The sequence below is a fragment of the Streptomyces griseomycini genome (assembly GCF_014203535.1).
Classification (GTDB): domain Bacteria; phylum Actinomycetota; class Actinomycetes; order Streptomycetales; family Streptomycetaceae; genus Streptomyces; species Streptomyces griseomycini.
Genome location: NZ_JACHJI010000010.1, coordinates 92,399 through 114,361 on the forward strand (window position 1 = coordinate 92,399; position 21,963 = coordinate 114,361).

The 21,963-nt window shown below is 74.3% G+C and carries 16 protein-coding genes and 1 pseudogene; 3 read left to right on the top strand and 14 right to left on the bottom strand.

All coding sequences use genetic code 11. The features are described from left to right. Nucleotides 1-5 precede the first annotated feature (5 nt). Genes FHS37_RS26450 through FHS37_RS26460 form a run of 3 tightly spaced genes read right to left on the bottom strand, consistent with a single transcriptional unit; the run spans nucleotide 6 to nucleotide 3,967 of the window. Complete coding sequence (locus tag FHS37_RS26450) at nucleotides 6-1,277, bottom strand: vWA domain-containing protein (protein WP_184825631.1); 1,272 nt, start codon at nucleotides 1,275-1,277, stop codon at nucleotides 6-8. Next, nucleotides 1,274-2,506 (bottom strand): AAA family ATPase, encoded by a 1,233-nt coding sequence (locus FHS37_RS26455; protein ID WP_184825633.1) that lies wholly within the window; start codon nucleotides 2,504-2,506, stop codon nucleotides 1,274-1,276. The genes FHS37_RS26450 and FHS37_RS26455 overlap by 4 nt, the downstream gene beginning before the upstream one ends. 57 nt (nucleotides 2,507-2,563) lie before the next feature. Then, on the bottom strand, nucleotides 2,564-3,967 hold the full coding sequence (locus tag FHS37_RS26460; RefSeq protein WP_184825635.1) for a hypothetical protein: 1,404 nt from the start codon (nucleotides 3,965-3,967) through the stop codon (nucleotides 2,564-2,566). A 331-nt stretch (nucleotides 3,968-4,298) separates the two neighbouring features. On the opposite strand from FHS37_RS26460, the gene FHS37_RS26465 reads away from it, so the two are divergent. After that, nucleotides 4,299-4,751 carry a phospholipase gene (locus FHS37_RS26465; protein WP_184825637.1) on the top strand — a complete coding sequence of 151 codons (453 nt, stop codon included), beginning with the start codon at nucleotides 4,299-4,301 and terminating at the stop codon, nucleotides 4,749-4,751. Between the two features lie 117 nt (nucleotides 4,752-4,868). Here the strand turns inward: FHS37_RS26465 and FHS37_RS26470 are convergent, their stop codons facing one another. The 5 genes from FHS37_RS26470 to FHS37_RS26490 form a co-directional block, all read right to left on the bottom strand. Further along, entirely contained in the window at nucleotides 4,869-6,935 is a 2,067-nt protein-coding gene (locus FHS37_RS26470; protein WP_184825638.1) for an iron ABC transporter permease, read from the bottom strand. A gap of 4 nt (nucleotides 6,936-6,939) precedes the next feature. Further along, on the bottom strand, nucleotides 6,940-7,917 hold the full coding sequence (locus tag FHS37_RS26475; RefSeq protein ID WP_184825640.1) for an ABC transporter substrate-binding protein: 978 nt from the start codon (nucleotides 7,915-7,917) through the stop codon (nucleotides 6,940-6,942). Continuing rightward, the gene (locus tag FHS37_RS26480; RefSeq protein ID WP_184825642.1) at nucleotides 7,914-8,768 is read right to left on the bottom strand and encodes an ABC transporter ATP-binding protein; all 855 of its coding nucleotides are present in this window, start codon (nucleotides 8,766-8,768) and stop codon (nucleotides 7,914-7,916) included. The genes FHS37_RS26475 and FHS37_RS26480 overlap by 4 nt, the downstream gene beginning before the upstream one ends. Nucleotides 8,769-8,857: 89 nt before the next feature. Further along, entirely contained in the window at nucleotides 8,858-10,039 is a 1,182-nt protein-coding gene (locus FHS37_RS26485) for a spore photoproduct lyase family protein (protein ID WP_184825643.1), read from the bottom strand. Nucleotides 10,040-10,292: 253 nt separating this feature from the next. After that, a complete protein-coding gene (locus FHS37_RS26490) occupies nucleotides 10,293-12,572 on the bottom strand; it encodes a catalase (RefSeq protein WP_184825645.1) in 2,280 nt (759 codons plus the stop codon). A gap of 323 nt (nucleotides 12,573-12,895) precedes the next feature. Between FHS37_RS26490 and FHS37_RS39880 the strand changes: the two are divergent. After that, a pseudogene (locus tag FHS37_RS39880) lies at nucleotides 12,896-13,674 on the top strand (pectate lyase-like domain-containing protein); the annotation flags it as partial. 86 nt (nucleotides 13,675-13,760) lie between these two features. Here FHS37_RS39880 and FHS37_RS26495 read toward each other — a convergent pair. Next, on the bottom strand, nucleotides 13,761-13,985 hold the full coding sequence (locus tag FHS37_RS26495; RefSeq protein ID WP_184825647.1) for a hypothetical protein: 225 nt from the start codon (nucleotides 13,983-13,985) through the stop codon (nucleotides 13,761-13,763). A 177-nt stretch (nucleotides 13,986-14,162) separates the two neighbouring features. Here FHS37_RS26495 and FHS37_RS26500 point away from each other — a divergent pair, with 177 nt between their 5' ends. After that, nucleotides 14,163-14,636: a carboxymuconolactone decarboxylase family protein gene (locus FHS37_RS26500; protein ID WP_184825649.1), complete on the top strand. Its 474-nt coding sequence runs from the start codon at nucleotides 14,163-14,165 to the stop codon at nucleotides 14,634-14,636. A gap of 93 nt (nucleotides 14,637-14,729) precedes the next feature. Here the strand turns inward: FHS37_RS26500 and msrA are convergent, their stop codons facing one another. The 5 genes from msrA to FHS37_RS26525 form a co-directional block, all read right to left on the bottom strand. Continuing rightward, nucleotides 14,730-15,242, bottom strand: coding sequence for a peptide-methionine (S)-S-oxide reductase MsrA (gene msrA, locus FHS37_RS26505; RefSeq protein WP_184825651.1), 513 nt, complete (start codon nucleotides 15,240-15,242; stop codon nucleotides 14,730-14,732). 985 nt (nucleotides 15,243-16,227) lie between these two features. Further along, entirely contained in the window at nucleotides 16,228-16,686 is a 459-nt protein-coding gene (locus FHS37_RS26510; RefSeq protein ID WP_184825653.1) for an SRPBCC family protein, read from the bottom strand. A gap of 587 nt (nucleotides 16,687-17,273) precedes the next feature. Continuing rightward, nucleotides 17,274-17,732 (bottom strand): ATP-binding protein, encoded by a 459-nt coding sequence (locus FHS37_RS26515; protein ID WP_184825655.1) that lies wholly within the window; start codon nucleotides 17,730-17,732, stop codon nucleotides 17,274-17,276. A 129-nt stretch (nucleotides 17,733-17,861) separates the two neighbouring features. Then, nucleotides 17,862-20,084, bottom strand: a complete 2,223-nt coding sequence (locus FHS37_RS26520) for a S9 family peptidase (protein WP_184825657.1) — start codon at nucleotides 20,082-20,084, stop codon at nucleotides 17,862-17,864. Continuing rightward, nucleotides 20,057-21,841: an N-acetylglutaminylglutamine amidotransferase gene (locus FHS37_RS26525; RefSeq protein ID WP_184825659.1), complete on the bottom strand. Its 1,785-nt coding sequence runs from the start codon at nucleotides 21,839-21,841 to the stop codon at nucleotides 20,057-20,059. The genes FHS37_RS26520 and FHS37_RS26525 overlap by 28 nt, the downstream gene beginning before the upstream one ends. Nucleotides 21,842-21,963: the final 122 nt, after the last annotated feature.

The window sequence follows — 21,963 nt, forward strand, 5'->3', positions numbered from 1 at the left end:
GCCGCTCACCGGGCACCGGGCCCGGCGCCGATGGTCACCACGCGGGCCCAGTCGGGCGGGGTGTCCGGTGCGTAGTAGGGGTCGTCCTCGTTCCCTGACGGGTCCGAGCACTGCCGGGGGAACAGGCCCACCACCGTCCGGCAGGGTGGCCGGGTGTCCGGCCAGGGTGTCCGGCCGTCGGTGAGGACGACGACGACGTCCGGGCGGGGCCGCGAGGCGAGCGCCCTGGCGAAGCCGGTCCGCAGGTCCGTGCCGCCGCCGCCCGTCAGCGGGATCCCCTCGGCGCGGCACAGCCGGTGCACCCCGCCGGCCGCCGCGTCGCAGGGCACCACGGAGACCATGTCACGGCGGCCGCCCACGGCACGGGAGATCGCGGCCACCTCCAGCAGCGCGCTGCCCAGTTCGCCGTCGCTGACCGAGCCGGAGGTGTCGATGACGACCGACACCCGGGGCGGTGTGCGCCGCAGGCTCGGCAGCACGGCGCCGGGCACCCCGGCCGAACGCCGGGCCGGCCGGCCGTAGCTGTAGTCGTCGCCCGCGCCGGAGCCGGAGACCGCCGAGCGGAGCGCCGCGCCCAGCAGCTCCCGCCAGGGCTGCGGCGGGTGGAACGCCTCCTCCGCCCACCGCCGCCACCCCTTCGGCGCGTCGCCCGGCCGGGCGGTGATGCCCTGCGCGACCCGGAAGCGCACCGCGTCGCGCTCCTGTTCGCTGAGTCCGTGCGCGCCGTCCGGGCCCAGGTCCCACTCCCGTTCGAGTCCGTCGGCACCGCTGCCGCAGTCCAGCCAGACCATGCCCTGGGTGTACGGGCCCAGCCGGAACTGGCGCAGGTAGTCCTCCATCAGCTCCCCGGCGGACAGCCCCAGCGTCTCGGGCAGGACCACGTCGCCGGGTCGCGGCAGCCCGTCGCCGTACACGTCGTCGTTGATCTCGCAGTCGGCGGCGATGTTCATCCGCAGCCGTTCCCCCGGGCCGTGCAGTCCGCGCTCGCGGGCGACCCGGTCGCCGCGTCCGTGGTGGTCGCGCAGCAGGTGCGACACCTCGTGCACCCAGACGCCGGCCAGTTCTTCCACCGGCGTACGGTCCACGAACGCCGGCGAGACGTAGCACCTCCAGTGCCGGTCGACGGCCATCGTCGGGACGCGCCGGGACCCGACGGGGCGCAGCGCGAACAACGCCGTGGCGAGGTAGGGCCGGACGCGGGCGGCGTGCAGCCGGGCGGCGAGGAGCTTGTCGAGGTCGAGTGCGGGGGCCGGGGTCTTCGGCGGGCGGGTGGTCATCGGCCCGCCTTCGCCCCGGCCGCCGTCCGGGCCGCGGCGTGGTCCGCGCGCCGGGACAGGGACACCACGGAGGTGAGCCGTTCGATCCTCGCCGGCACGTCCCAGTCCTCGCGGCGCAGTGCGGCGAGGGTGGTCGCGGGGACGACGACCAGGTCGGGCGCCCCGGTGTCGGCCGCACGGGCGAGGAGCGCCCATGCGGCGTCCCAGCGGGACTTCTCGGGGCGGGCGCGCACCGCGGCCACCACCGCGTCGAGCACGGCCTGGCGCAGATCGCCCCGCTCGGGCAGGTCGGCGCCCGCCGGGTCGGCGAGCAGCACCTCGGGGTCGGGGAGGTCCATCCGGTCCAGGCTCGCCAGCAGCTCCAGCCCCGGTCCGTCGCCGACGGTGCCCCGGACCAGCAGGGAGAGGACGTCGCGGGAGGAGCCGGCGGCGGTCGCGAAGGCGATGAGGTGCAGGGTCATCTCCCAGCTGCGCGGCGAGGGCCAGGGGCCGCCCCGGCGTGTTTCGCCGTTGGGCAGCCGGTGCACCAACGGGGGCCGGGCGGTGAGGAACCCGCACACCGCGCGGCGGGCGAAGTCCACCGCCTCGGGCAGCCTGTCCGGGTCGAGCCGGGGCAGGGTGGCCCGGGGCCAGGTGCCGCCGAGACCGCGGACGACGACCTCGTGGTCGTGGGTCCACTGCAGGTGCACGAACCGGTTGGCCAGGGGCGGGCTGAGCTCCCAGCCGTCGGCCGCCGAGGCGCGCGGGTTGGCGGCGGCCACGATCCGTACGCCGGGCGGCAGCCGGAGAGCCCCGATGCGCCGTTCCAGCACGAGTCGCAGCAGGGCGGCCTGGACGGCGGGGGGCGCGGTGGACAGCTCGTCCAGGAACAGCAGCCCCCGGCCGGCCCGTACCAGGCGCACGGCCCAGTCCGGCGGGGCCATCGGCACGCCCTGTTCGGCGGGGTCGTCCCCGACGACGGGGAGCCCGGAGAAGTCCGACGGCTCGTGGACGCTGGCGATCACGGTGGTCAGGGGCAGGTCCAGGGACGTGGCCAACTGGTTCAGTGCCGCGGTCTTGCCGATCCCCGGCTCGCCCCGGAGCAGTACGGGCAGGTCGGCGGCGACGGCCAGGGTCAGGGCCTCCAGCTGGACGTCGGGCCGCGGTTCGGTGGAGGTGTCGCGCAGGAGGGTGAGCAGGTCACCGGCGACGTCGAGTCGGGAGGCGGCGGGAAGGGCGTGTGAAGGCATGGGTGATCACCTGGGGTGTGTGTCGTGGTGCAGGCGTGTGGGTGTCCGGGGCGCGCGTCAGCCGCGGGTGGCGTGGCGCGGGTGTGCGCGTCGGTCGTCGGGACGGGGGCGGGCCGGGTAGACCCACTGGGGTGCGGGTCCGCTCAGACCCGACCGGTACAGCCCGTACGCGAGCCGCCGCGCCGCGGCCGCCTCGAGTTCGTCCCGCAGCGGGCCGCTGCGCAGGCGCGCCTCGGGTCCCAGCAGGTCCTCGACGACGGCCAGCGCGCCGGCGATGTCGCCGTGGTCCAGGCGTTCCCGGACGCCGGTGAGGCAGTCCGGACGCCGGTGTGCCCGGTCGATGGCCTGCAGGCAGGGAAGCGGAGTGCCGGTCAGCGCGACCAGCAGCTCCTCCCGTCCGATCTCCTCCGGGTCGTGGTCCAGCGGGGCCAGTACGCCGTCGACCGGACCGATCCGGTGCCGGGCCCCCCGGCACTCCACGAGATGGGGTCGCCCTGCCGGCTCCGGGGCCCGGGGCGGGCCGGTCGGCGCCCGCTCCGGTACGAGTGCGGAGGCGACCAGCGGGTGCAGCCGGCCGGCCTCGATCGCACCGGTGCGGAGCAGTTCCAGGTCGGGGAGTACGTAGGTCGCCGCTTCGGGCAGGACGGGCAGGGCGGGGGCGGAGCCGCCGGTGGGTGCCGGACCGATCCGCAGGGCGGGCGCCGCGCGGCTGTCCCCGTCCTCGGCGAGGTCCAGGCGCAGCCGCTGCCGGGCCCCGACGCGCACGGTGACGGAACCGGTCGTCCGTCCCAGGTCGTGGAGCACGATCCGCGTCTCGTCGGCCCAGCGGTCGACGGCACAGTGGTGGCCGGGCGGGAGCGGCCCCGGCGGATCCGGGTCCGTCGCAGGCGTGTCGTCGCGGGCCGGCCGGTCGGCTCCGGTGCGGAGCCGCAGCTCGTCGGACCTGCGCGCGTCCCACAGGTGGCGGTGCAGGTCGAGGCGGAACCGCGGGCCGGGACGCGGATGCGGATGCGGGGCGGCACCGGCCTGGAGGCGGTCGCCGTCCCACAGGGCGAGGCTGATCCGCTGACCGCCCTCCGCCCAGGCGGGCGGAGTCCGGACCACCAGGTGCACCCGGCACGGCCCGTCGCGGCCCGGGACGTGGTACCGGGCCAGGGCGACGGTCAGGCCGGGCCGCAGGAGTCCGTCCGGGGCGATCCGCGGCATGTGCCAGCGCAGCAGGTCGGGCGCCAGGTGCCGGAGGTCGGCCCGGACCCGGGTCGCCAGCTCCCGCCCGTGGGTGCGCGCCAGGTGACGCAGGTTCAGGTCGACGTCGACGCCCGCGGCGGCGCACGCCCCCGCCCAGTCCCCGACGCGTCGGCGGGCGGTCGCGGTCTCGATCATGGAGGGCGGCACGGCGTACTCACGTACGCGCCGCCAGAAGGAAAGGCGGGGATTCCCGTTCGCGGTCCGTGGGTGCATCAGCACTCACCTTGCGCGGACAGGACCCCCAATCTGAGAACGGAATGAGTGGTCATCGCGGCGAGCATAGCCCGCCGCCCATGAGCTGTCAGGTGCTTTTCGGCGTACCGGCGGTGGTGCCGAAGCGGACCGGAGCCGAGCGCCGCGGCGGTCCTCCCGCTGCGGAGAAGGGTCTCGTCCCTCGACGGGGCGGCCCCGGGGGATGGCGCCCGCAGCCAAGAGTTAACGGACCATTGGGCGGCATGTGGTGTGGAGGGGCGGGCATCACGGGCATTGTCTTGTCATGAACCTGCGGCCCGAGGGGCGGGCCGCAGTCTCATGGAGGTGTGGGATGCACCGAAGACTCGCCACCGCGCTCGCCGCTTCGGCCCTGGCCCTGACCGGTGTCGTCGGCACCGCCACGGCGGCCGACGCCGCCCCCGCCGACAAGGCCCGGGTCCTCGCGAGCTGGACGCAGACCAGCGCATCGAGCTACAGCCTCTGGAGCGCGGCACGGGCCAACCAGTCCGCCTGGGCCGCCTACGGATTCGACTGGACCACCGACCACTGCTCGTCCTCCCCCGACAACCCGTTCGGCTTCCCCTTCTCGACGTCGTGCGCCCGCCACGACTTCGGCTACCGCAACTACAAGGCCATGGGCACCTTCGACGCCAACAAGGCACGACTGGACAGCGCCTTCTACGAGGACCTCAAGCGGGTCTGCGCCAACTACGGCGGCGCCACGAAGACCGCCTGCAACAGCACCGCGTGGACGTACTACCAGGCCGTCAGGGCCTTCGGCTGAGCACACCGCACGCCGGGCCGGGGACCGCCGGCGGCGGAGGACACCGCGGGTTCCTGCGACGAGGGCGTTCCTCTCCTCGCCCCCCGCAGGACCCGCGGTGCCCCGGCCGGGCGCGGCCTACCGGCGGCTGCGCACCAGGACGTGGAGGAAGTACGGCGTTCCGATCACGGCCGTCATGAGCCCGGCGCCCAGCTGGGCCGGTGCGATCACCGTGCGGCCCAGCAGGTCCGCCGTGCACACCAGCACGGCGCCGAGCAGCAGCGCGACCGGCACGACGCGGGTGTGCCGCCGTCCGACGAGGGCCCGTGCCGCGTGCGGGGCGACCAGGCCGACGAAGCCGATGGTGCCGGCGGCGGCCACGGCGGTGGCGGTGAGCAGCACGCTCATGACGAGGAAGCCCAACCGGCCCCGGCCCAGGTCGAGTCCGAGCAGCCGGGGGGTGTCCTCGTCGAGGGAGACGAGGTCGAGTTCCCGGTGCCGCACGGCGGCCACCGCGATGCCCGCTGCGAGAACGCCCGCGAGGGGCAGCACGTCGGGCAGGGTCCGGCCGTAGGTCGAACCCGACAGCCAGGTGAGGGCCTTCGTGGCGTTGAACGGGTCGGTGAGCACGATCAGCAGGCTGATCAGGGCCGTCGTCGCGGTCGCGACACCGATGCCGACGAGCACCAGCCGGTTCTGCTGGAAGCCCCCGCGCGCGGCGAGACCGAACACGACGACCGCGGTGACCGCGGACCCCGCGAAGGCGGCTCCGGCGACGCCCCACGCCCCGGCGGCGGGCACCGTCGTCACGAGGATCACCGCGCCGAGCGCGCCGCCGCCGGAGACGCCGAGGACGGAGGGTTCCGCCAGCGGGTTGCGGGTGACGGCCTGCACCAGGGTTCCGGCCAGCGCGAGCGCGGCGCCCGCGAGGAGCGCGCCGAGGACCCGGGGGGTGCGGGTGTCCAGGACGAAGGAGACGGTCCGGCCGGCCCGGCCCTGCGCCCAGTTGACGACGTCGCCCAGCAGCAGCTTGCTGTCGCCCAGCAGGACGGCGGCGATCGTGACGCCGACCAGGGCGACGACGAGCACGGTGAGCGTGGTGAGGAAGACGCGGCGGCTGCGGATGCGCAGCTTGTCCGGCGCGGCGGCGCCGGCGGTGTCGCGCAGCCGGGCCGCCATCACGACGAGGAACGCCGCGCCGAGGAGGCTGGTGACCACACCGGTGGGTACCGCGACGGCGGTGTCCGCGGCCACGAAGGCGCGCAGCAGCACGTCGGCCCCGAGCACCAGCGCGGCGCCGACCAGGCCGGCGACCGGCACGGCCGCCCGCAGCCGGAGGAACCCGCGGAGCCGGCGGGCGAGCGGCCGGACGAGCGCCGGGGCGCACAGGCCGACGAAGCCGATCGGACCGGCCAGGGTGACGGCCGCCGCGGACAGCAGCGTCGCCAGCACGACCGCCGTGACCCTGGTGGCCCGTACGGGGACGCCGAGTCCGCGGGCCGCGTCGTCGCCGAGGGCGAGGGCGTCGACCCGGCGGGCGACGAGCAGCAGCCCGGCGAGTCCGACGACGGCGACGGGCACCATCTGGACCACGCCGTCGAAGCCGTTCTGGGCGATGCTGCCCTGGTTCCACTGGTAGAGGCCCTCGGTCTCCTGCGGGAACAGCAGCAGGAGACCCTCGGTGACGGCGGTGAGCCCGAGGGCGAGCGCGGTGCCGGCGAGGACGAGCCGGACGGTTCCCGCGCCGAGCCCGGACAGGCCGAGCACCACGGCCGCCGCCGCGAGTCCCCCGGCGAAGGCGACGCCCGAGGAGGCCAGGAAGGGCAGCGACACGCCGCTGACGGCGGCGAGCCCGAGGGCGAAGTAGGAGCCCGCGTTGACGGCGAGGGTGTCCGGGGAGGCGAGGACGTTGCGGCTGACGGCCTGCAGCGCGGCACCGGCCATGCCGAGGACCGCGCCCACGAGCAGGCCGGCGGCCATCCTGGGCAGCCGCGAGGCGATGACCACGGACGCGTCGGCCGGGTCGGCCCGTCCGGTGAGGGCCTTGAGGACCTCGGCCGGGCCGACCGCGGCCGTGCCCTGGGTGATGTCGACGACGGCCAGGACGGCGACCAGGAGCACGAGCGCGCCCGTCACCGCGGCCGCGCCCGTCCGGGACGTGGCCGTCGCCGGACGGGCGGTGGGAGTCGTAGCGGTGACGGCCATCGCGCTACTTCTTCGTCAGTGCCTCGACGACGGAGCCGGCGTACGCCTCCATCGAGCCGGTGCCGCCGAACATCCAGACGCCGTCGGGCAGTCGGTGGACGTCACCGGACTTCACGAACGGCAGCGACTTCCACACGGAGTTCTCGGCGAGCTCCTTGCCGAACGGGTCGCTGCTGGGGTCCTTGTCGTTGCCGATGTAGGCGAAGTGGACCTTGCCCAGGTCGGTCAGCCCCTCGACGTCGGTGGCGGCCAGGCCGTACGCCTCGTCGCCCTTCATCTTCCAGGCGTTCTTCAGACCGAGCCGCTCGTTGACCGCGCCGATGAGGGAACCGGCGGTGTAGGGGCGGACGGAGACCTGGTTGGAGGTGACGTAGCCGTCGGCGAAGGCGATCTCCGCACCGTCCAGGCCGGCGTCGGCGAGGGTCTTCTGGCCCTCGGCGAGCTTCGCCTCGAAGTCCTTCCTCAGCGTGGCCGCCCGCTCGGTGGTGCCGGTGGCCTCGGCGATGAGGTCGAGGTTCTCCAGCATCTGCCCGATCGGGTCGGAGGCGTCGGCGGACTTGACCTCCAGGACCGGGGCGACCTCGCGCAACTGCTTGACGGCGGAGGGCTGGAGGTCGGTGGTGGCGACGATGAGGTCGGGCTTCAGCGAGGCGATGGTGTCCATGCTGGGTTCGCCGCGGGTGCCGATGTCCTTGGGCTCGTTCTTCAGCGGGACGGCGGTGTCCCAGGTCTTGTAGCCCTTGACGTCGGCCACGCCGACCGGGTCGACACCGAGCGAGATCAGGTGCTCGACGACGTTCCACTCGGTGCCGACGACCTTCTTGGCGGGGCCGTCGAGTTCCACCTCGGCGCCGGAGGCGTCGGTGAGGGTGATGGCCTCCGCGGACTCCTTGGAGTCGTCGGCGGCGGGTTCGGTGGTGCCGCAGGCGGTCAGCAGCAGGGCGGCGGCGGCCACGGGCGCGGTGAGCAGGAGACGTCTCATGAGGTGGTGCGGAGCCTTTCGGTTCGGGTGTGGTGGCGGCCGATGGCGCGGGTGCGCAGCCGGCCCGTCAGGGGGTCGGTGTCGACCTCGATCCGGATGCCGTAGACCTCGGTCAGACGCTCCGGTGTCAGGACGTCCTCGGGCGGCCCTTCGACGACGACGCGTCCGCCCGCGAGCAGCACGATCCGGTCGGCGACGGCCGCCGCCTGGTCGAGGTCGTGCAGGACGACGCCGACGGCGATGCCGTGGTCGTCGGCCAGGTCGCGCATGAGGTCGAGGAGTTCGACCTGGTAGCGGAGGTCGAGGTAGGTGGTGGGCTCGTCGAGGAGGAGGACGCCCGTCTCCTGGGCGAGGCAGCCGGCCAGCCACACGCGCTGGAGCTGTCCGCCGGAGAGGTGCTCGGCCCCGCGCTCGGCGAGTTCCGCGACACCGGTCAGGGCGAGTGCGCGGTCCACGGCGGCGCGGCCGCCGGGGTCCGCCCCGCCCCAGCGGCCGCGGTACGGGTAGCGGCCGAACTCGACGACGTCCCGCACGCTCAGACCGCTGGGGGTGGGACGTCCCTGCAGCAGCAGCGCCACGCGGCGGGAGAACTCCCGGGGGCTGAGCGCGAGGGCGTCGGTGCCGGCGTCGATCGTGAGCGTGGCCCGCCGTGGCCGCTGCAACCGGGCGACGGTGCGCAGCAGCGTCGACTTGCCGCTGCCGTTCGGACCCACCAGGACGGTCACTTCGCCCGGCCGCAGGGTCAGTTCGGCGTCGTGCACGACGTCCGCGCCGTCGTACGCCACGGTCACATCGGTGGCCGACAGTTCGTGACCACGCGGGCCCAGGGCCGCCTCTTCACCAGGTATCACGCAGCAAGGTTAGCCTAGCCTTATTTCGCGTTATCGGGCGGTGATCTTCAGGGAGGCAGGACGTGCCGGCCGAGCCCTCGGACCGGCCCTCAGAAGGCGTACCGGACGCCCAGCCACGGGGCGTGGCGTGCGACCAGTCCACGCAGGTCCGCGAGGGCCCGGCGCTTGACGTCGTCGCGGTAGCGGAGGTTGAGGTCGCCGTTCTGGGACCGCTTGGTCTGCTGCACCGCGGGCTGCCACAGCACGTCCTCGCCGCGCGGGTGCCAGCGCAGGTTGACCTCGTGCAGGCCGGCGTTGTGCGTGAGCATGATCACCTCGGCCCGCGCCTGCCGCTTGACGCGCGTCGGCAGCACGTCGTCCATGTGCCGCAGCAACTGTGCCCAGGCGTCCTGCCAGCCGGGCCGTACGACGACCGGTGAGAGGTTGAAGTGCACCTCGTAGCCGGCGTCGAGGAAGTCCGCGGCGGCGGCGATCCGCCGGTCGACCGGGCTGGTGCGCAGGTCCAGCAGGCGTGAGTCGTCGGCCGGCATCACCGAGAACCGGACGCGGGTGCGGCCCCGCGGGTCCAGCTCCAGCAGGTCGGGGTTGACGAACTTGGTGGCGAAGGACGCCTTCGCGGTGGGCCAGTCGCGGAAGGCGCGCACCAGGTCGGCGGTGTTGTCGCAGACGAGGGCGTCGACCGCGCAGTCGCCGTTCTCCCCGATGTCGTACACCCACGCCTCGGGATCGCACTGGTTGGGTTCGGGTTTGCGGCCCTGGGCGGCGACGTGGCGTCCGAGGTGGGCGAGGATGCGGTCGATGTTGGTGAAGACCGTGATCGGATTGGCGAAGCCCTTGCGGCGGGGCACGTAGCAGTACACGCAGGAGAGTGCGCAGCCGTTGGACGGGCCGGGGGCGATCCAGTCGGCGGAGCGGCCGTTGGGGCGCGTGGTGAGGGTCTTCTTCACCCCCAGCACCAGGGTCCGGCGCTTGATCCGCATCCAGTCGTCGGCGCTGCCCTCGTTCCCGTGCAGCTCGGGGATGCGCCAGTGGGAGTCCACCTCGATCAGCCGGGCCCCGGGGAAGCGGGCGAGGACCTGCCGGCCCCGGGGCGAGGCGGCGGCGGCCGGCTCGGCGTGGATCTCGCGGATCGCGAGGAGCCGGCGCGCCTGCTCCGAGTCGCGGAAGGCGCGGGCGGACGGAGCCGGCTCGGCCGCCGGGGACCGTGGCATCTCGTCGAGACCGAAGAGCGGTTCCTGCGGGCCGTGGGACGGGGAGGGGCGGTGGTGCATGTACTCGTCGGCTTCTCTGGCGGGGAGGCGGTGCGGAGCGCCCGTCGGCCGGGTTCAGCGGAACCCGTCGGGGGCACGGCCGTCCTTCCCACTGTACGGCCTGCCCGGCGGCGGGGCGGCGGTCCGCGGCCGGGCAGGCCGCGGGGGGACTCACCGGCGCCCGTCGGTACCCCGGAGCGGCGGTACGGGCGCCGGTGGCGTGAGCCCCGCCGCGGCCGTGATCGCGTCCGTGCGGACGGCCGCGGCCGGGGCGTCAGGCCCGGGTGGTGAAGCGCTCCCAGACCCGGTGCGAGCCCAGCAGCTCGCGGACCCGCCCGAGGGCGGCGGGGCCGGAGTCGGTGACGACGACGCCGGGCGCGTCGGTGGGGACGCCGGCCGCCTCGAGGGCCGCCTCGCCGCCCGCCCACGCGCCGATCGCCTTGCCGTGCCGGAACGCCTCGGACAGCAGCAGGTCGATCCGCGGGTCGATCGTCGTCAGCCGTGCGGCCGAGGGCTCGCCCTTGGCGTCGCGCGCGCCGTACGCGTCGTCGCCCACGGCCGGCGCGCCGGCCAGCAGGACGGCGTCGAACTCGACGGAACGCGCGGTGACGTAGCTGCGCTGTGCCGTCAGCGCGCCCTCGCCCGTGCCGAGCGCGCCGCCGGTCGGCGCGACGACCAGGGGCACCATGCCGGCTTCGAGCACCGCCTCGCGCACCGCGTGCACGCCGTCGAGGTCGCCGTCCGGGCCGGCGACGATGCCGATGACGCGGCCGTCCACCGGCCAGGTCCGCCCGACCTGCGAGAGGGCCGGGCTCGGTTCGACGTCGGCCAGGGGCACCGTCGGCTGCGGAGCGGGCAGGCCGAGGCCCTCGGCGACGCCGGCGCACAGCTCGGGGTCGATGTTGGCCAGGACCTGGAGCGTCCGTTCCCTGATGGCCTGTTCGTAGCACCTGCCCAGCTCGAAGGTGTAGGCGCCGATGATGTGCTCGCGCTCCACCGGGCTCATGCTCAGCCAGAACCGCCTGGGCTGGCTGAAGTGGTCGGCGAACGACTCCGGCGCCTCCCGCACCTTCCTCGCCTCCGGCACGCGCACCGGCGCCTCGGTGTACGCCCCGGTGTCCGCGCCCGCGGTGAACGGGCAGCCGCCGTCCAGGGAGTTGGGCCGGTAGGGCGCCACGCCCCGGTGCACGGCCGTCTGGTGCACGCCGTCGCGCAGCATGTCGTTGACCGGTGCGTGCGGCCGGTTGATCGGCAGCTGCGGGAAGTTGGGACCGCCCAGGCGCGTGATCTGCGTGTCCAGGTACGAGAACAGCCGTCCCGCGAGCAGCGGGTCGTCGGTGACGTCGATGCCGGGCACGAGGTGACCGACGTGGAAGGCGACCTGCTCCGTCTCGGCGAAGAAGTTGGACGGGTTGCGGTTGAGGGTCATCAGCCCGACCGGCTGCACCGGGGCGAGTTCCTCGGGGACGATGTTCGTCGGGTCCAGCAGATCGATGCCCTCGAAGGTCTGCTCCGGGGTGTCGGGGAAGGTCTGGATGCCCAGCTCCCACTGCGGGTAGGCGCCCGCCTCGATGGCGTCGGCGAGGTCCCGGCGGTGGAAGTCCGGGTCGACGCCGTTGATCAGCTGCGCCTCGTCCCACACCAGGGAGTGCACGCCCAGCTTCGGCTTCCAGTGGAACTTCACCAGTGTCGTGGCGCCCTCGGCGTCGACCAGCCGGAAGGTGTGGACGCCGAAGCCCTCCATCATCCGGTAGGAGCGCGGGATGCCGCGGTCGCCCATGAAGAAGATGGTGTGGTGGGTCGCCTCGGTGTGCAGCGAGACGAAGTCCCAGAAGGTGTCGTGCGCGCTCTGCGCCTGCGGGATCTCCCGGTCGGGGTGCGGCTTCGCGGCGTGGACGACGTCGGGGAACTTGATGGCGTCCTGGATGAAGAAGACCGGGATGTTGTTGCCGACCAGGTCGAAGACGCCCTCGCTGGTGTAGAACTTCGTCGCGAATCCGCGGGTGTCGCGCACGGTGTCCGCGGACCCCCGCGAGCCGACCACCGTGGAGAACCGCACGAACACCGGCGTCTCGACGTCCGGGGCGAGGAATCCCGCCCTGGTCACGGAGGCCGCCGTGCCGTAGCTCCGGAAGACCCCGTGCGCGCCCGCGCCGCGGGCGTGGACCACGCGCTCCGGGATGCGCTCGTGGTCGAAGTGCATGATCTTCTCGCGCAGGTGGTGGTCCTGGAGCAGCACGGGGCCGCGCGGGCCCGCCTTGAGCGAGTGGTCGGTGTCGTACAGCCGCGTTCCCTGCGCGTTCGTCAGGTAGCTCCCGGACTGCGCCGTCCTGGCCCGGTCGGCCCCGGTCGGCTGGCCGGTGGGCGACATGCCGTCCGGGCCGCTCTGGTCCGGCTTCGGCGGCAGCGGCTCGCGGGGCTCGGTCGGCTCGGCCACGGTCGGCGGCTGGGGGCCCGGCCGTCCGGGAATCCCGTCGGCCGGGGCCGACACGGAGTCCTGCAGGCTTCCGGCGATCTTCTTCGCCACCCGCTTGACGGGGTTGGCCTCGCTCATGGGATGACACTCCTCCACGTTCGGACCGGCCACGGACGGGTGGCCGTGCGTTCGGTTGTCGACTGCGGGCGATCGAACGGGGCAAAGCGCCCGAAAGGTGCACCGGGCGCCGCCAACGCCTCACGGAGGGACCGCTCCCGCGGCGAGCCCCCTCCGACGAGGTGACCCCTCCCCTCCGGGGCACCGCGCTCCGCACTCCCCTTCTCCGCCCCCGCCGGATCCGCCGCCCCGCTCTCGTACCCCCGTCCCGGGAGTCGAGGCATGCGGATCCGGCGCGACACGCGCCCCCTGCGGGCGCCCGTGCACCGATTCGCATCCGGGGGTACTCCCAGCGGCAGCGGTACACGCGGGACAGCTCCGTCGGCGGCTGGGCCAACGGCGTGGGGAACATGACGTTCTCGGGTGTCCAGGGCGCTCCGGCGACCGACTTCGCGACCGGCCCGTACACCACGTTCGGCACCACCCCGGTCCCCCGCGAGAAGCCGTTCCCCCGTCTCGCCGGCGACGAGTACAGGGTGTTCGCGCCCGCCAAGCGCACCGGCGCGCGCGGTGTCCCCTGGCCCGCCGACACCGGCGGCACCTCGCTGCCCCCGACCGGTTCTACGCGGTCAGGCCCGGTGCCACGGCCGCGACCGTCGACGCGGCTCTCGACCAAGGCCTCGACCCGCTGTTCACGCCGGGGGTTCACCACATCGACGAGACCGTCGAGGTCGACCGCGCCGGCACGGTCGCGCCCGGGCTCGGTCTGGCGACGATCGTCCCGGACGGCGGGATCGACGCCATGCGCGTGGCGGACGTCGACGGTGCCCGGCCGGCCGGCTTCCTGATCGACGCGGGACCGGTCACCTCGGGCACCCTGCCGCGGATCGGCCCGGACGGCTCCTCCGCGGACCACTCCGCCAACCCGGCCACCATGCAGGACGTGTTCATCCGCATCGGCGGTGCCGGCCCGGGCCGCGCCACCGGCTCCGTCGTCGTCGACGGCGACGACGCCCTCGCCACGGGCCTGTTCGTCGAGCACGCGGCCCACAGGGTCGCCGACTCGATGGAGGAGCACGAGGCGTGGGCACCGGTCGGCTACTGCGACCACACATCGTCACCAATGACGCGGACGCCCCCGCGTCGGGAACGGACACCACCCCGCCCGAGGTCGTCCGGCTCCCCTGAGCGTGACGCCCCGCGCCCGGATCAGAACAGCCGCCCCTGCTCGGCGGGGGCGGCCCGGCGCGGGGCACGGGGCGGTCCGGGGCGCCGCACCGGGGTCTCCTCCCCGAACAGCGGCGCCGTGCCGTACTCGTCCGGCTCGGCCGGCACCACCACGGGGCCGGTTCCCACGTTGAGGCACAGCGGGGCGTCGCGGTCGAAGTCCCCGGGCGTCATGTCCGTCCAGTCGCGTTCCCGACGCTCACTCACCGACGCTCCGCTCCCCGTCCACTCGGCCAGGTTATCGGTCGTCCGGCGCGCCGCGGACGACGCGTCGCACGGCGCCGCCCGGCAAAGAGACGTAGGTCACACCCGCGTTCCTGTCACACACGGTGGGGCCGACCCGTCAGTGCTGTGTACACCGCAAAGCTGACCAAGGAGCTCATCATGGACGCACGTCTCGACTTCTTCGGCAACGCCCTCGGGGCCAAGCTCCTCAAGCACATCAACTCGGCGGGCAAGGCCGTGTCGGACTCGACGCTGCCGGCCGCGACCCAGGAACTGGTGAAGATCCGGGCCAGCCAGATCAACGGCTGCGGCTTCTGCACCGACATGCACACCAAGGACGCCGCGGCGGCCGGGGAGACCCAGCAGCGCCTCAACCTGGTGGCGGCGTGGCGGGAGGCGACGGTCTTCACCGACGCCGAGCGCGCCGCGCTGGAACTGACGGAACAGGGCACCCGCATCGCCGACGCGGCCGGCGGGGTCACGGACGAGGCCTGGGCGGACGCGGCCAAGCACTACGACGAGGACCAGCTCGTCGCGTTGGTCTCCCTGATCGCCGTCATCAACGCCTACAACCGCATCAACGTCATCAACCAGCAGCCCGCCGGCGACTACCGGCCCGGCCAGTTCGGCTGACCGGCGTCCGTCCCGGCCCGGACGCGAAGGAGGGGCGGGCACGCCCCTCCTTCCACGCCGTGGGCCCCGGCCTCCCGGGCCGTGGGCCCCGGTTCAGGACTCCGCGCGCTTCGGCAGGCGCCAGCCGGGGCGCACGAAGTGGCAGGTGTAGCCGTCCGGGTAGCGCTGCAGGTAGTCCTGGTGCTCCGGCTCGGCCTCCCAGAACGGGCCGGCCGGGGCCACCTCGGTCACCACGGCCCCCGGCCACAGTCCCGACGCGTCGACGTCGGCGATCGTCTCCTCGGCGATGCGCTTCTGCTCGTCGTCGAGGTAGAAGATGGCGGAGCGGTAGCTCAGGCCGATGTCGTTGCCCTGGCGGTTCTTCGTGGTCGGGTCGTGGATCTGGAAGAAGTACTCCAGGATCGTGCGGTAGTCGGTGACCGCGGGGTCGTACGTGATCTCGATCGACTCGGCGTGGGTCCCGTGATTGCGGTAGGTGGCGTTGGGCACGTCGCCGCCGCTGTAGCCCACCCGCGTGGTCAGCACGCCCGGGAACGTGCGGATCAGCTCCTGCATGCCCCAGAAGCAGCCGCCCGCGAGCAGCGCCCTCTCCTCGGTCCTGGTCATCTCGTCTCGCCTTTCTCCCGGGTCTCCGGCTGGTTCGTCCGGCTCGCGCCGGACGCGCTGTCGACCGTCATCGATCACCGCTGATCGCGTTCAGCAACGACAACTCCGCCGCGCACACGATTGTTCCGCACGCCCTCCGGGCCCCCGTGCCCGGTGGGCAGGGCGGCGGGGGCCGGCTGTTCGCTCGTCGAGGGCTCCGGGGGCGGACCGCCCCGCGGGACCGCGAGCGCGCGGTCGCCGGCTGGCGGGGCACGCTCCACCGCGACGTACGGCACCTGCCGGCTACGCGGTCGGCCGCGCGGGGCGGCAGGTGGCGGACGAGGGGGTGAGCGAGACCTCCGCCGTGGCCCGGCACCGTCCCGGCGCTGTACCCCGGCCGCCGTTGCCGCGGCTGCTCGGCGCGGCCCGCCCGGAAGCCGGCGGCGGTCCTCCGCCGACGGGCGGCCGGCGGCCCTGAGGGTGTGCGGGACGACCGGGAGGTACTCGAATCGCGGGTGCGCCGCCCGCTTGACCGGGAGTCGAGGACGGAGCACGACGGGTGGCAGCGGCTGCCCGCGGCAGGGTGGGTCTTCGCGGTCGGCCCGCAGCGGGAGCGTCCGCTCGCACGACGGGCGGGCTCGCCGGCCGGAGGCCCTTCTTCGTGGCCCCGGCGGCGTTCCGGCGCGCGGTCGTGGAGTCGACCGCGACCACCCCGCTCCAGGTCGCCCCCGGCGTCGCCTGAGCGAGCAGAGCGGTGAAGACCCGCGCCCCCGGCGCCGTCGACCACCCGGTTCCGCAGTCGGGTGCACCTGCCTTTCCACGAGCCGCACTCGCGGGCGGACGCATCCGCCACGAATCCGTCTGGAACTTCTACGCGGTCGTGCCGGTCACCTGCCGGTGACCGGCGAGAGACGGCCCGGAAGGCTTCTCGGTGGGCCGACGCACCGCGGTGAGGCGCGCGTACGGACGACACGGCCCCACCGCGGTGGCGTCGAGCCGATCGCGCTCAGCCGGGTGTGATGCGGCCGCGCCAGGCCCCGGACTCATCCCCCTGTTGCTCGATGTAGTCCTTGAAGCGCCGCATGTCGCCCTTGACGCGCCGGTCGATCGTCCCCAGCATGTCCGCGGCCTTCTCCGCCATTCCGCTCGGTTCGACGTCCATGACGAGTTCCACTCGGGTGTGCGTGTCGTCCACGCGCTGGAAGCGGACCATGCCCTTCTGCTGGATGTCGCCGCTGGTGGTGCGCCAGGTAATCCGCTCGTCAGGGAGCTGGTCGACGATCTCGGTGTCGAACTCCCGCCGTACGCCGCCGATCTTGGTGGTCCAGTGGTTGTGGCGGTCGTCGAGCTGTGTGATCTCCTCGACGCCCTCCATGAAGTTCGGGAACTCCTCGAACTGGGTCCACTGGTTGTAGGCGGTGCGAACCGGAACTTCGACTTCCACTGCTTCCTTGACGGTGCTCATGTCGGACCTCCTTTCACGTTGCGGCGAGTACCCGGGAGGGCCGCCGTCTACCGGAGCATCGAGCGCGAACCTTCCCTCGGTCCCGCGTGGCGCGGGGTTTCCCGAGCCGGCCCCTCACCTACCGTTCGACGTGTCGAACGACCGTACGGGGGTCGGGCGATGACCGCGGGGCCTCGGGAACCGGTCCGGGGCGATGCTTTTGCGTAGACCGGTGCCGCCCGCCTCCGGGACGACGACGCGGGCACGGCCGAGGGCGATGAGCCGGGTGAGTCGTGTGCGGTCGCGCACCTGGGAGCCGGGGCCGCCCGGGGGGCCGGTGGTCTCGACGAGCCGCGGGTGGGGGCGGACGCCGAGGGGGTGGCCGCCGGGAGGATCGCGACCCGGCCCCCGGCATGCAGGTCCCCGGTGCCGAAGCCGGCCGTGTGGTCGAACGGCCGGTGCAGCAGGGCCGTGTCGGTCCGGTCGCCGGCCTGCTCCTCACGGCGCTGCGCCGTCCGCGCGCAGGCGCCGTCGCCCGGCTCTCCGCGAGGGGTGCCGTGGGGTCGACGTCGAGGCCGGAGGACGAGGGCGTCAGCCCGGTCGGAGCACTAACCGGCGGCCGGGGTGTCGAGGAGGGAGATGCGGGCCGTGACGCGTTTGCCGGTCGGCTCCTGCCGCACGTCCAGCTCCTGGGCGACGGCCATCACGATCTCCAGCCCGTGCTGGCCGACCCGGCCCGGATCCGCGGCCCTGGGCACCGGCAGCACGGAACTGCCGTCCCGGACCACCACCTCCAGGGCGTCGTCGAGGACGCGCAGATCCAGCCGGACGGGGCCGGGCGCGTACTTACGGGCGTTGGTGACCAGCTCGCTGACCACGAGCTGGGTGATCTCCACCACGCGGGTCGACACCGGCAGGTCGTCCTCCGCCCGGGCCCGCGTCAGGAACGCCGCGGCGAGATGGCGGGCCTGCGCTATCCACGCGCCGCCCCCCTCCAGGGCGTAGGAAGCCCGCAGCCGTGACGCGCCCGGCGCCGTGGCCCCCTCGTCGACAGGAACTGGTTCCATCCGGTCCGCCTTCACTCACCGATCACACCCGCGCGACTACCCGCGCCGCTTCCCCGCACGCCCCCTGAAGTGTGACAGGTACCTGTGACATCGCCCGCCGCGGCCGGGTCCCGCGCGGGACCGGGCCCGTCAGGCACCCTCACGGCCCCGGTCCACCAGGTGGCGCTCCATCCAGTCGGCCGCGGTCCGGCGGAACAGGCGGCGGTTGTCGGCGCGGCGGAAGTCGTGGCCCTCGTGGCGCAGGAGGAGGAGCTCCGCCTCCAGCCCGCGTTCCCTGGCGGCCCGGACGAACTGCTCGGACTCGCCCGGGGGCACGTTGGTGTCGTGCTCGCCGTGGACGGCCAGGAACGGGGCGCGCAGCGCCTCGATGCGGCTCATCGGGGACAGCGCGCGCAGCAGGTCACGATCGCGGTCCGGGTGCCCGTACTTGTGGGCGGCGGACTGGGCGATCCAGGGTTCGGTCCCGGCGAAGAAGGTGGCGAAGTCCGACATGCCGCAGACCGCGACACCGGTGCGGAACAGCTCCGGATGCCACACCAGGGACGCCATCACCAGGTAGCCGCCGTACGAGCGGCCCATCACGGCCAGCCGCCGGGGATCGGCCAGGCCCTCCACGACCGCGTGCGCCGCGCAGTCCGCGACGTCGTCGATCGCGCCGAACCGCCCCGCGCCCAGGTCGGCGTCGACGAAGGAGCGGCCGTGGCCGGAGGAGCCCCGGATGTTGGGCGCGAAGACGTCCAGGCCCCGGCCGAGCAGCTCGAGGTAGAGCGGTTCGAGGATCGGGCGTTCCTGCTCCTCCGGTCCGCCGTGCAGGTGCAGGACGCACGGCGCCGGTTCCCCCGGTGAGCGGCCCGGCGCGCGGTAGTACCAGCCGCCGAGGACGAGGCCGTCGCGGGCCACGGGGCTCATGGGCAGGGGCCGTACCGGCGTGCGCCCCGCCAGGGCCGCGTCCTCGTCGCGCGAGGACCACGGCGTGCGCAGCGGCAGCCCGTGGGGCAGCCACCACACGCCGGGATGCCGCCGGGACCCGGACAGCGCCACGACGGGGGCGTCGGGGTCGGCGGTGGGCGCGATGCGCGTGACCACCTCGTGGGGCAGCGTGACGGTCCGCGCGGCTCCGGCCGACGCGGGGGCGGTCCCGGACGGCGCGGCTCCGGGGGACGCGGAGGCGTCCGGTCCGCGGCCTGCCGCGGTCAGGCCGACCATCTCCAACTCGCTCACCCCGCGCACGTTCCACACCAGCACCGCGCGTCGCGCGTCGCGTCCCAGGGCGAGCAACTCGAGGTCGCAGTCCGGTCGTTGTGCCACCACCGTGGTGCCGAGCAACTGTCCTTGCGGGTCCAGGCGGGCGGCGACGAGGGCGGCGTGCTCCCGGCCGCCGTCGCTGCGCAGCCACAGTGTGCCCGCGTCCGGGGAGAAGCCGCCGATCCACGGGTCGCCGTCGGCGACCGGCAGCGCGCAGGTCACCGCCCGGTCGCGGGTGCGGACGACGAGGGCCTCCCGGCGGCCTCGCGGTCCCCGGTAGAGGAGGGCGAGCCGGCCGTCCCGGCTGAGGTCGCACACCCGCAGGGTGGACGCGCCGCGTTCGCTCGCGAGCAGCACGGGCGCACCGACCCCCTCCGGGTCGACGAGGTACGCGGAGAGGGTCCTCGGTGCCGGTTCCTGGACGGACGCGACCTCGTCCGCGGGGCCCCGTCCGGCCGTGCGCCAGGACGCCGGGGCGTCCAGCAGGACGGCATGGCCGTCGCGGTGGGCGGCCTCGGACGCGCTCGGCGGCTCCGGGGCCGTCGGGCCGGCGTGCGCGGAGCGCGGCGGGACGGGGTCGGTGACCGTCACCGCGACCGCCGAGCCGTCGTGCTGCCAGCAGCCCAGGAGCGCGGACGTGCCGACCTCGCCGCCGGCCAGCAGGTGCCGCCCGGTGCCGTCCGGGCGTACGCACAGGACGCGGGTGAGTTCGCCGCCGCCCGGAGCCGTGGTGTAGGCGATCCAGTGGCCGTCCGGGGACCAGGACACCTCGGTGACCGGATGCGGGTCGGCGTCGAGCAGGTGCACCTCCGCGCCGTCCACGGGGCCGGTCCACAGCTGCGGCACCCCGGCCCGGTCGCAGACGAAGGCGACGTGCCGGCCCCCGGGGTCCGCCGAGGGGTACCAGCAGCCGTGGGCGGGCTCGAGCGGAGCACCGTACGGCGCCGAGGTGTCCGCGAGGAGCAGGGCCTCCGGTGCGTGGTGGGGGGCCGAGGCACCGACGTCGGCCGTCGGCCGCGGGATGCGCGGGGGGCCGGCGCCGTTCGGGGCGGCGGCCGCCGTGACCGGCCCCGCTTCCGTCAGCGGATTCCGTGCGTCTGCAGCCATATCTCCAGCAACGCAATCTGCCACAGCGCGTTCGCCCCTCGCCTGGTGCGGTGCGCGTCGGGTGCGGTGAGCAGTTCGGTGACGTACTCCTCCCGGAAGACGCCGCGGGCCCTGGCCTCGGGGGCGGTGAGGGCCTCACGGACCCGCTGGAGCACGGGACCGGCCATGTGCTTGATCGCCGGGACCGGGAAGTAGCCTTTGGGCCGGTCGACGACCTGGCGCGGGAGGACCTTGCGGCCGGCGGCCTTCAGGACGCCCTTGCCGCCGTCGGCGAGTTTCAGCTCCGGCGGGCAGGCGGCGGCCAGTTCGACCAGTTCGTGGTCGAGGAACGGCACCCGGGCCTCCAGGCCCCAGTCCATCGTCATGTTGTCGACCCGTTTGACCGGGTCGTCGACCATCATCACGTGCGTGTCGAGGCGGAGGTCGGCGTCGAGGGCCGTCTCGGCGCCGTCGGCCGCCATGTGGGCGCGCACGAACTCGGCGGAGGTGTCGCGGTCGGGCAGCAGGTCGGGGTGGAGCACCCGGGCGAGTTCGGTGTGCGAGCGGTCGAAGTAGGTGTCGATGTACGCCTCGGCGGCGCGTGTGCGCGGCACACCGGCCATCTCCGGGTACCAGTGGTAGCCGGCGAACACCTCGTCGGCGCCCTGGCCGCTCTGGACGACCTTGACCTCCTTGGCCACCTGCTCGGACAGCAGGTGGAAGGCCACCACGTCGTGGCTCATCATGGGTTCGCTCATGGCCCGGACCGCTCCGTCCAGGGCGCCGGCGACCCGGTCGGAGGGGACCATGAGCTGGTGGTGACGGGTGTCGAAGTGCCGGGCCACGAGGTCGGAGTAGTGGAACTCGTCGCCCTCCTCGTCGCCCTCGGACTCGAAGCCGACGCTGAAGGTCGCGAGGTCGTGCTGCCCCTCGTCGGCCAGCAGGGCGACGATGAGGCTGGAGTCCAGGCCGCCGGAGAGCAGCACGCCGACCGGCACGTCGGCGACCATGCGGCGGCGCACGGCGGTGCGCAGGGCGTCCAGGACCGCGTCCGTCCAGTCGTCGGCGCTCAGGCCGGCGTGTTCGGGGCGGCGGGTGTAGGCGGGCTGCCAGTAGCGGTGGTCGTGGTGGCTGCCGTCGGGCTCGACGACCCGCACGGTGGCCGGGGGCAGCTTGCGCACGCCGTCGAGGACCGTGCGGGGCGCGGCGACGGTGGCGTGCCAGCTGAGGTACTGGTGCAGGGCGACCGGGTCGAGCGAGGTGTCGACGCCGCCGGCCGCGAGGAGTGCGGGCAGGGAGGAGGCGAACCTCAGGCGCTCGGGCGTCCCGGACAGGTAGAGCGGCTTGATCCCGAGCCGGTCGCGGGCCAGGACGACGCGCCCGGTGTCCTGCTCGACGATCGCGAAGGCGAACATGCCCCGGAAGCGCTCGACGCACGCCGTGCCCCACTGCCGGTAGGCCTTGAGCACCACCTCGGTGTCGGACTCCGAGAAGAAGCTGTGGCCGAGCGCGTGCAGTTGGTCGCGCAGTTCGCGGTAGTTGTAGACACAGCCGTTGAACACGCCGGCGATCCGGCCGCGCGGGTCGGTCATGGGCTGGGCGCCGCTGTCCGACAGGTCGATGATCTTCAATCGGCGGTGTCCGAGGGCCACCGGCCCCTGTGCCCACAGGCCGCGTCCGTCGGGGCCGCGCGGTGCGAGCCGGTCGGTCATGCGCTCCACCGCCGCGACGTCCGGGCGACCGCCGTCGAAACGTATCTCACCGCTGAGCCCGCACATCAGAGGGCCCTCCTTCCCCCGGAGGCCGCGCCTCGGCAGGGCGGCAGCACACAGCCCTGGAGCCGCTGTCCGCGCCCCGGTGCGGGCGCCCGCCCGGCGGACGGGCAGGGAGCATCGCCCTC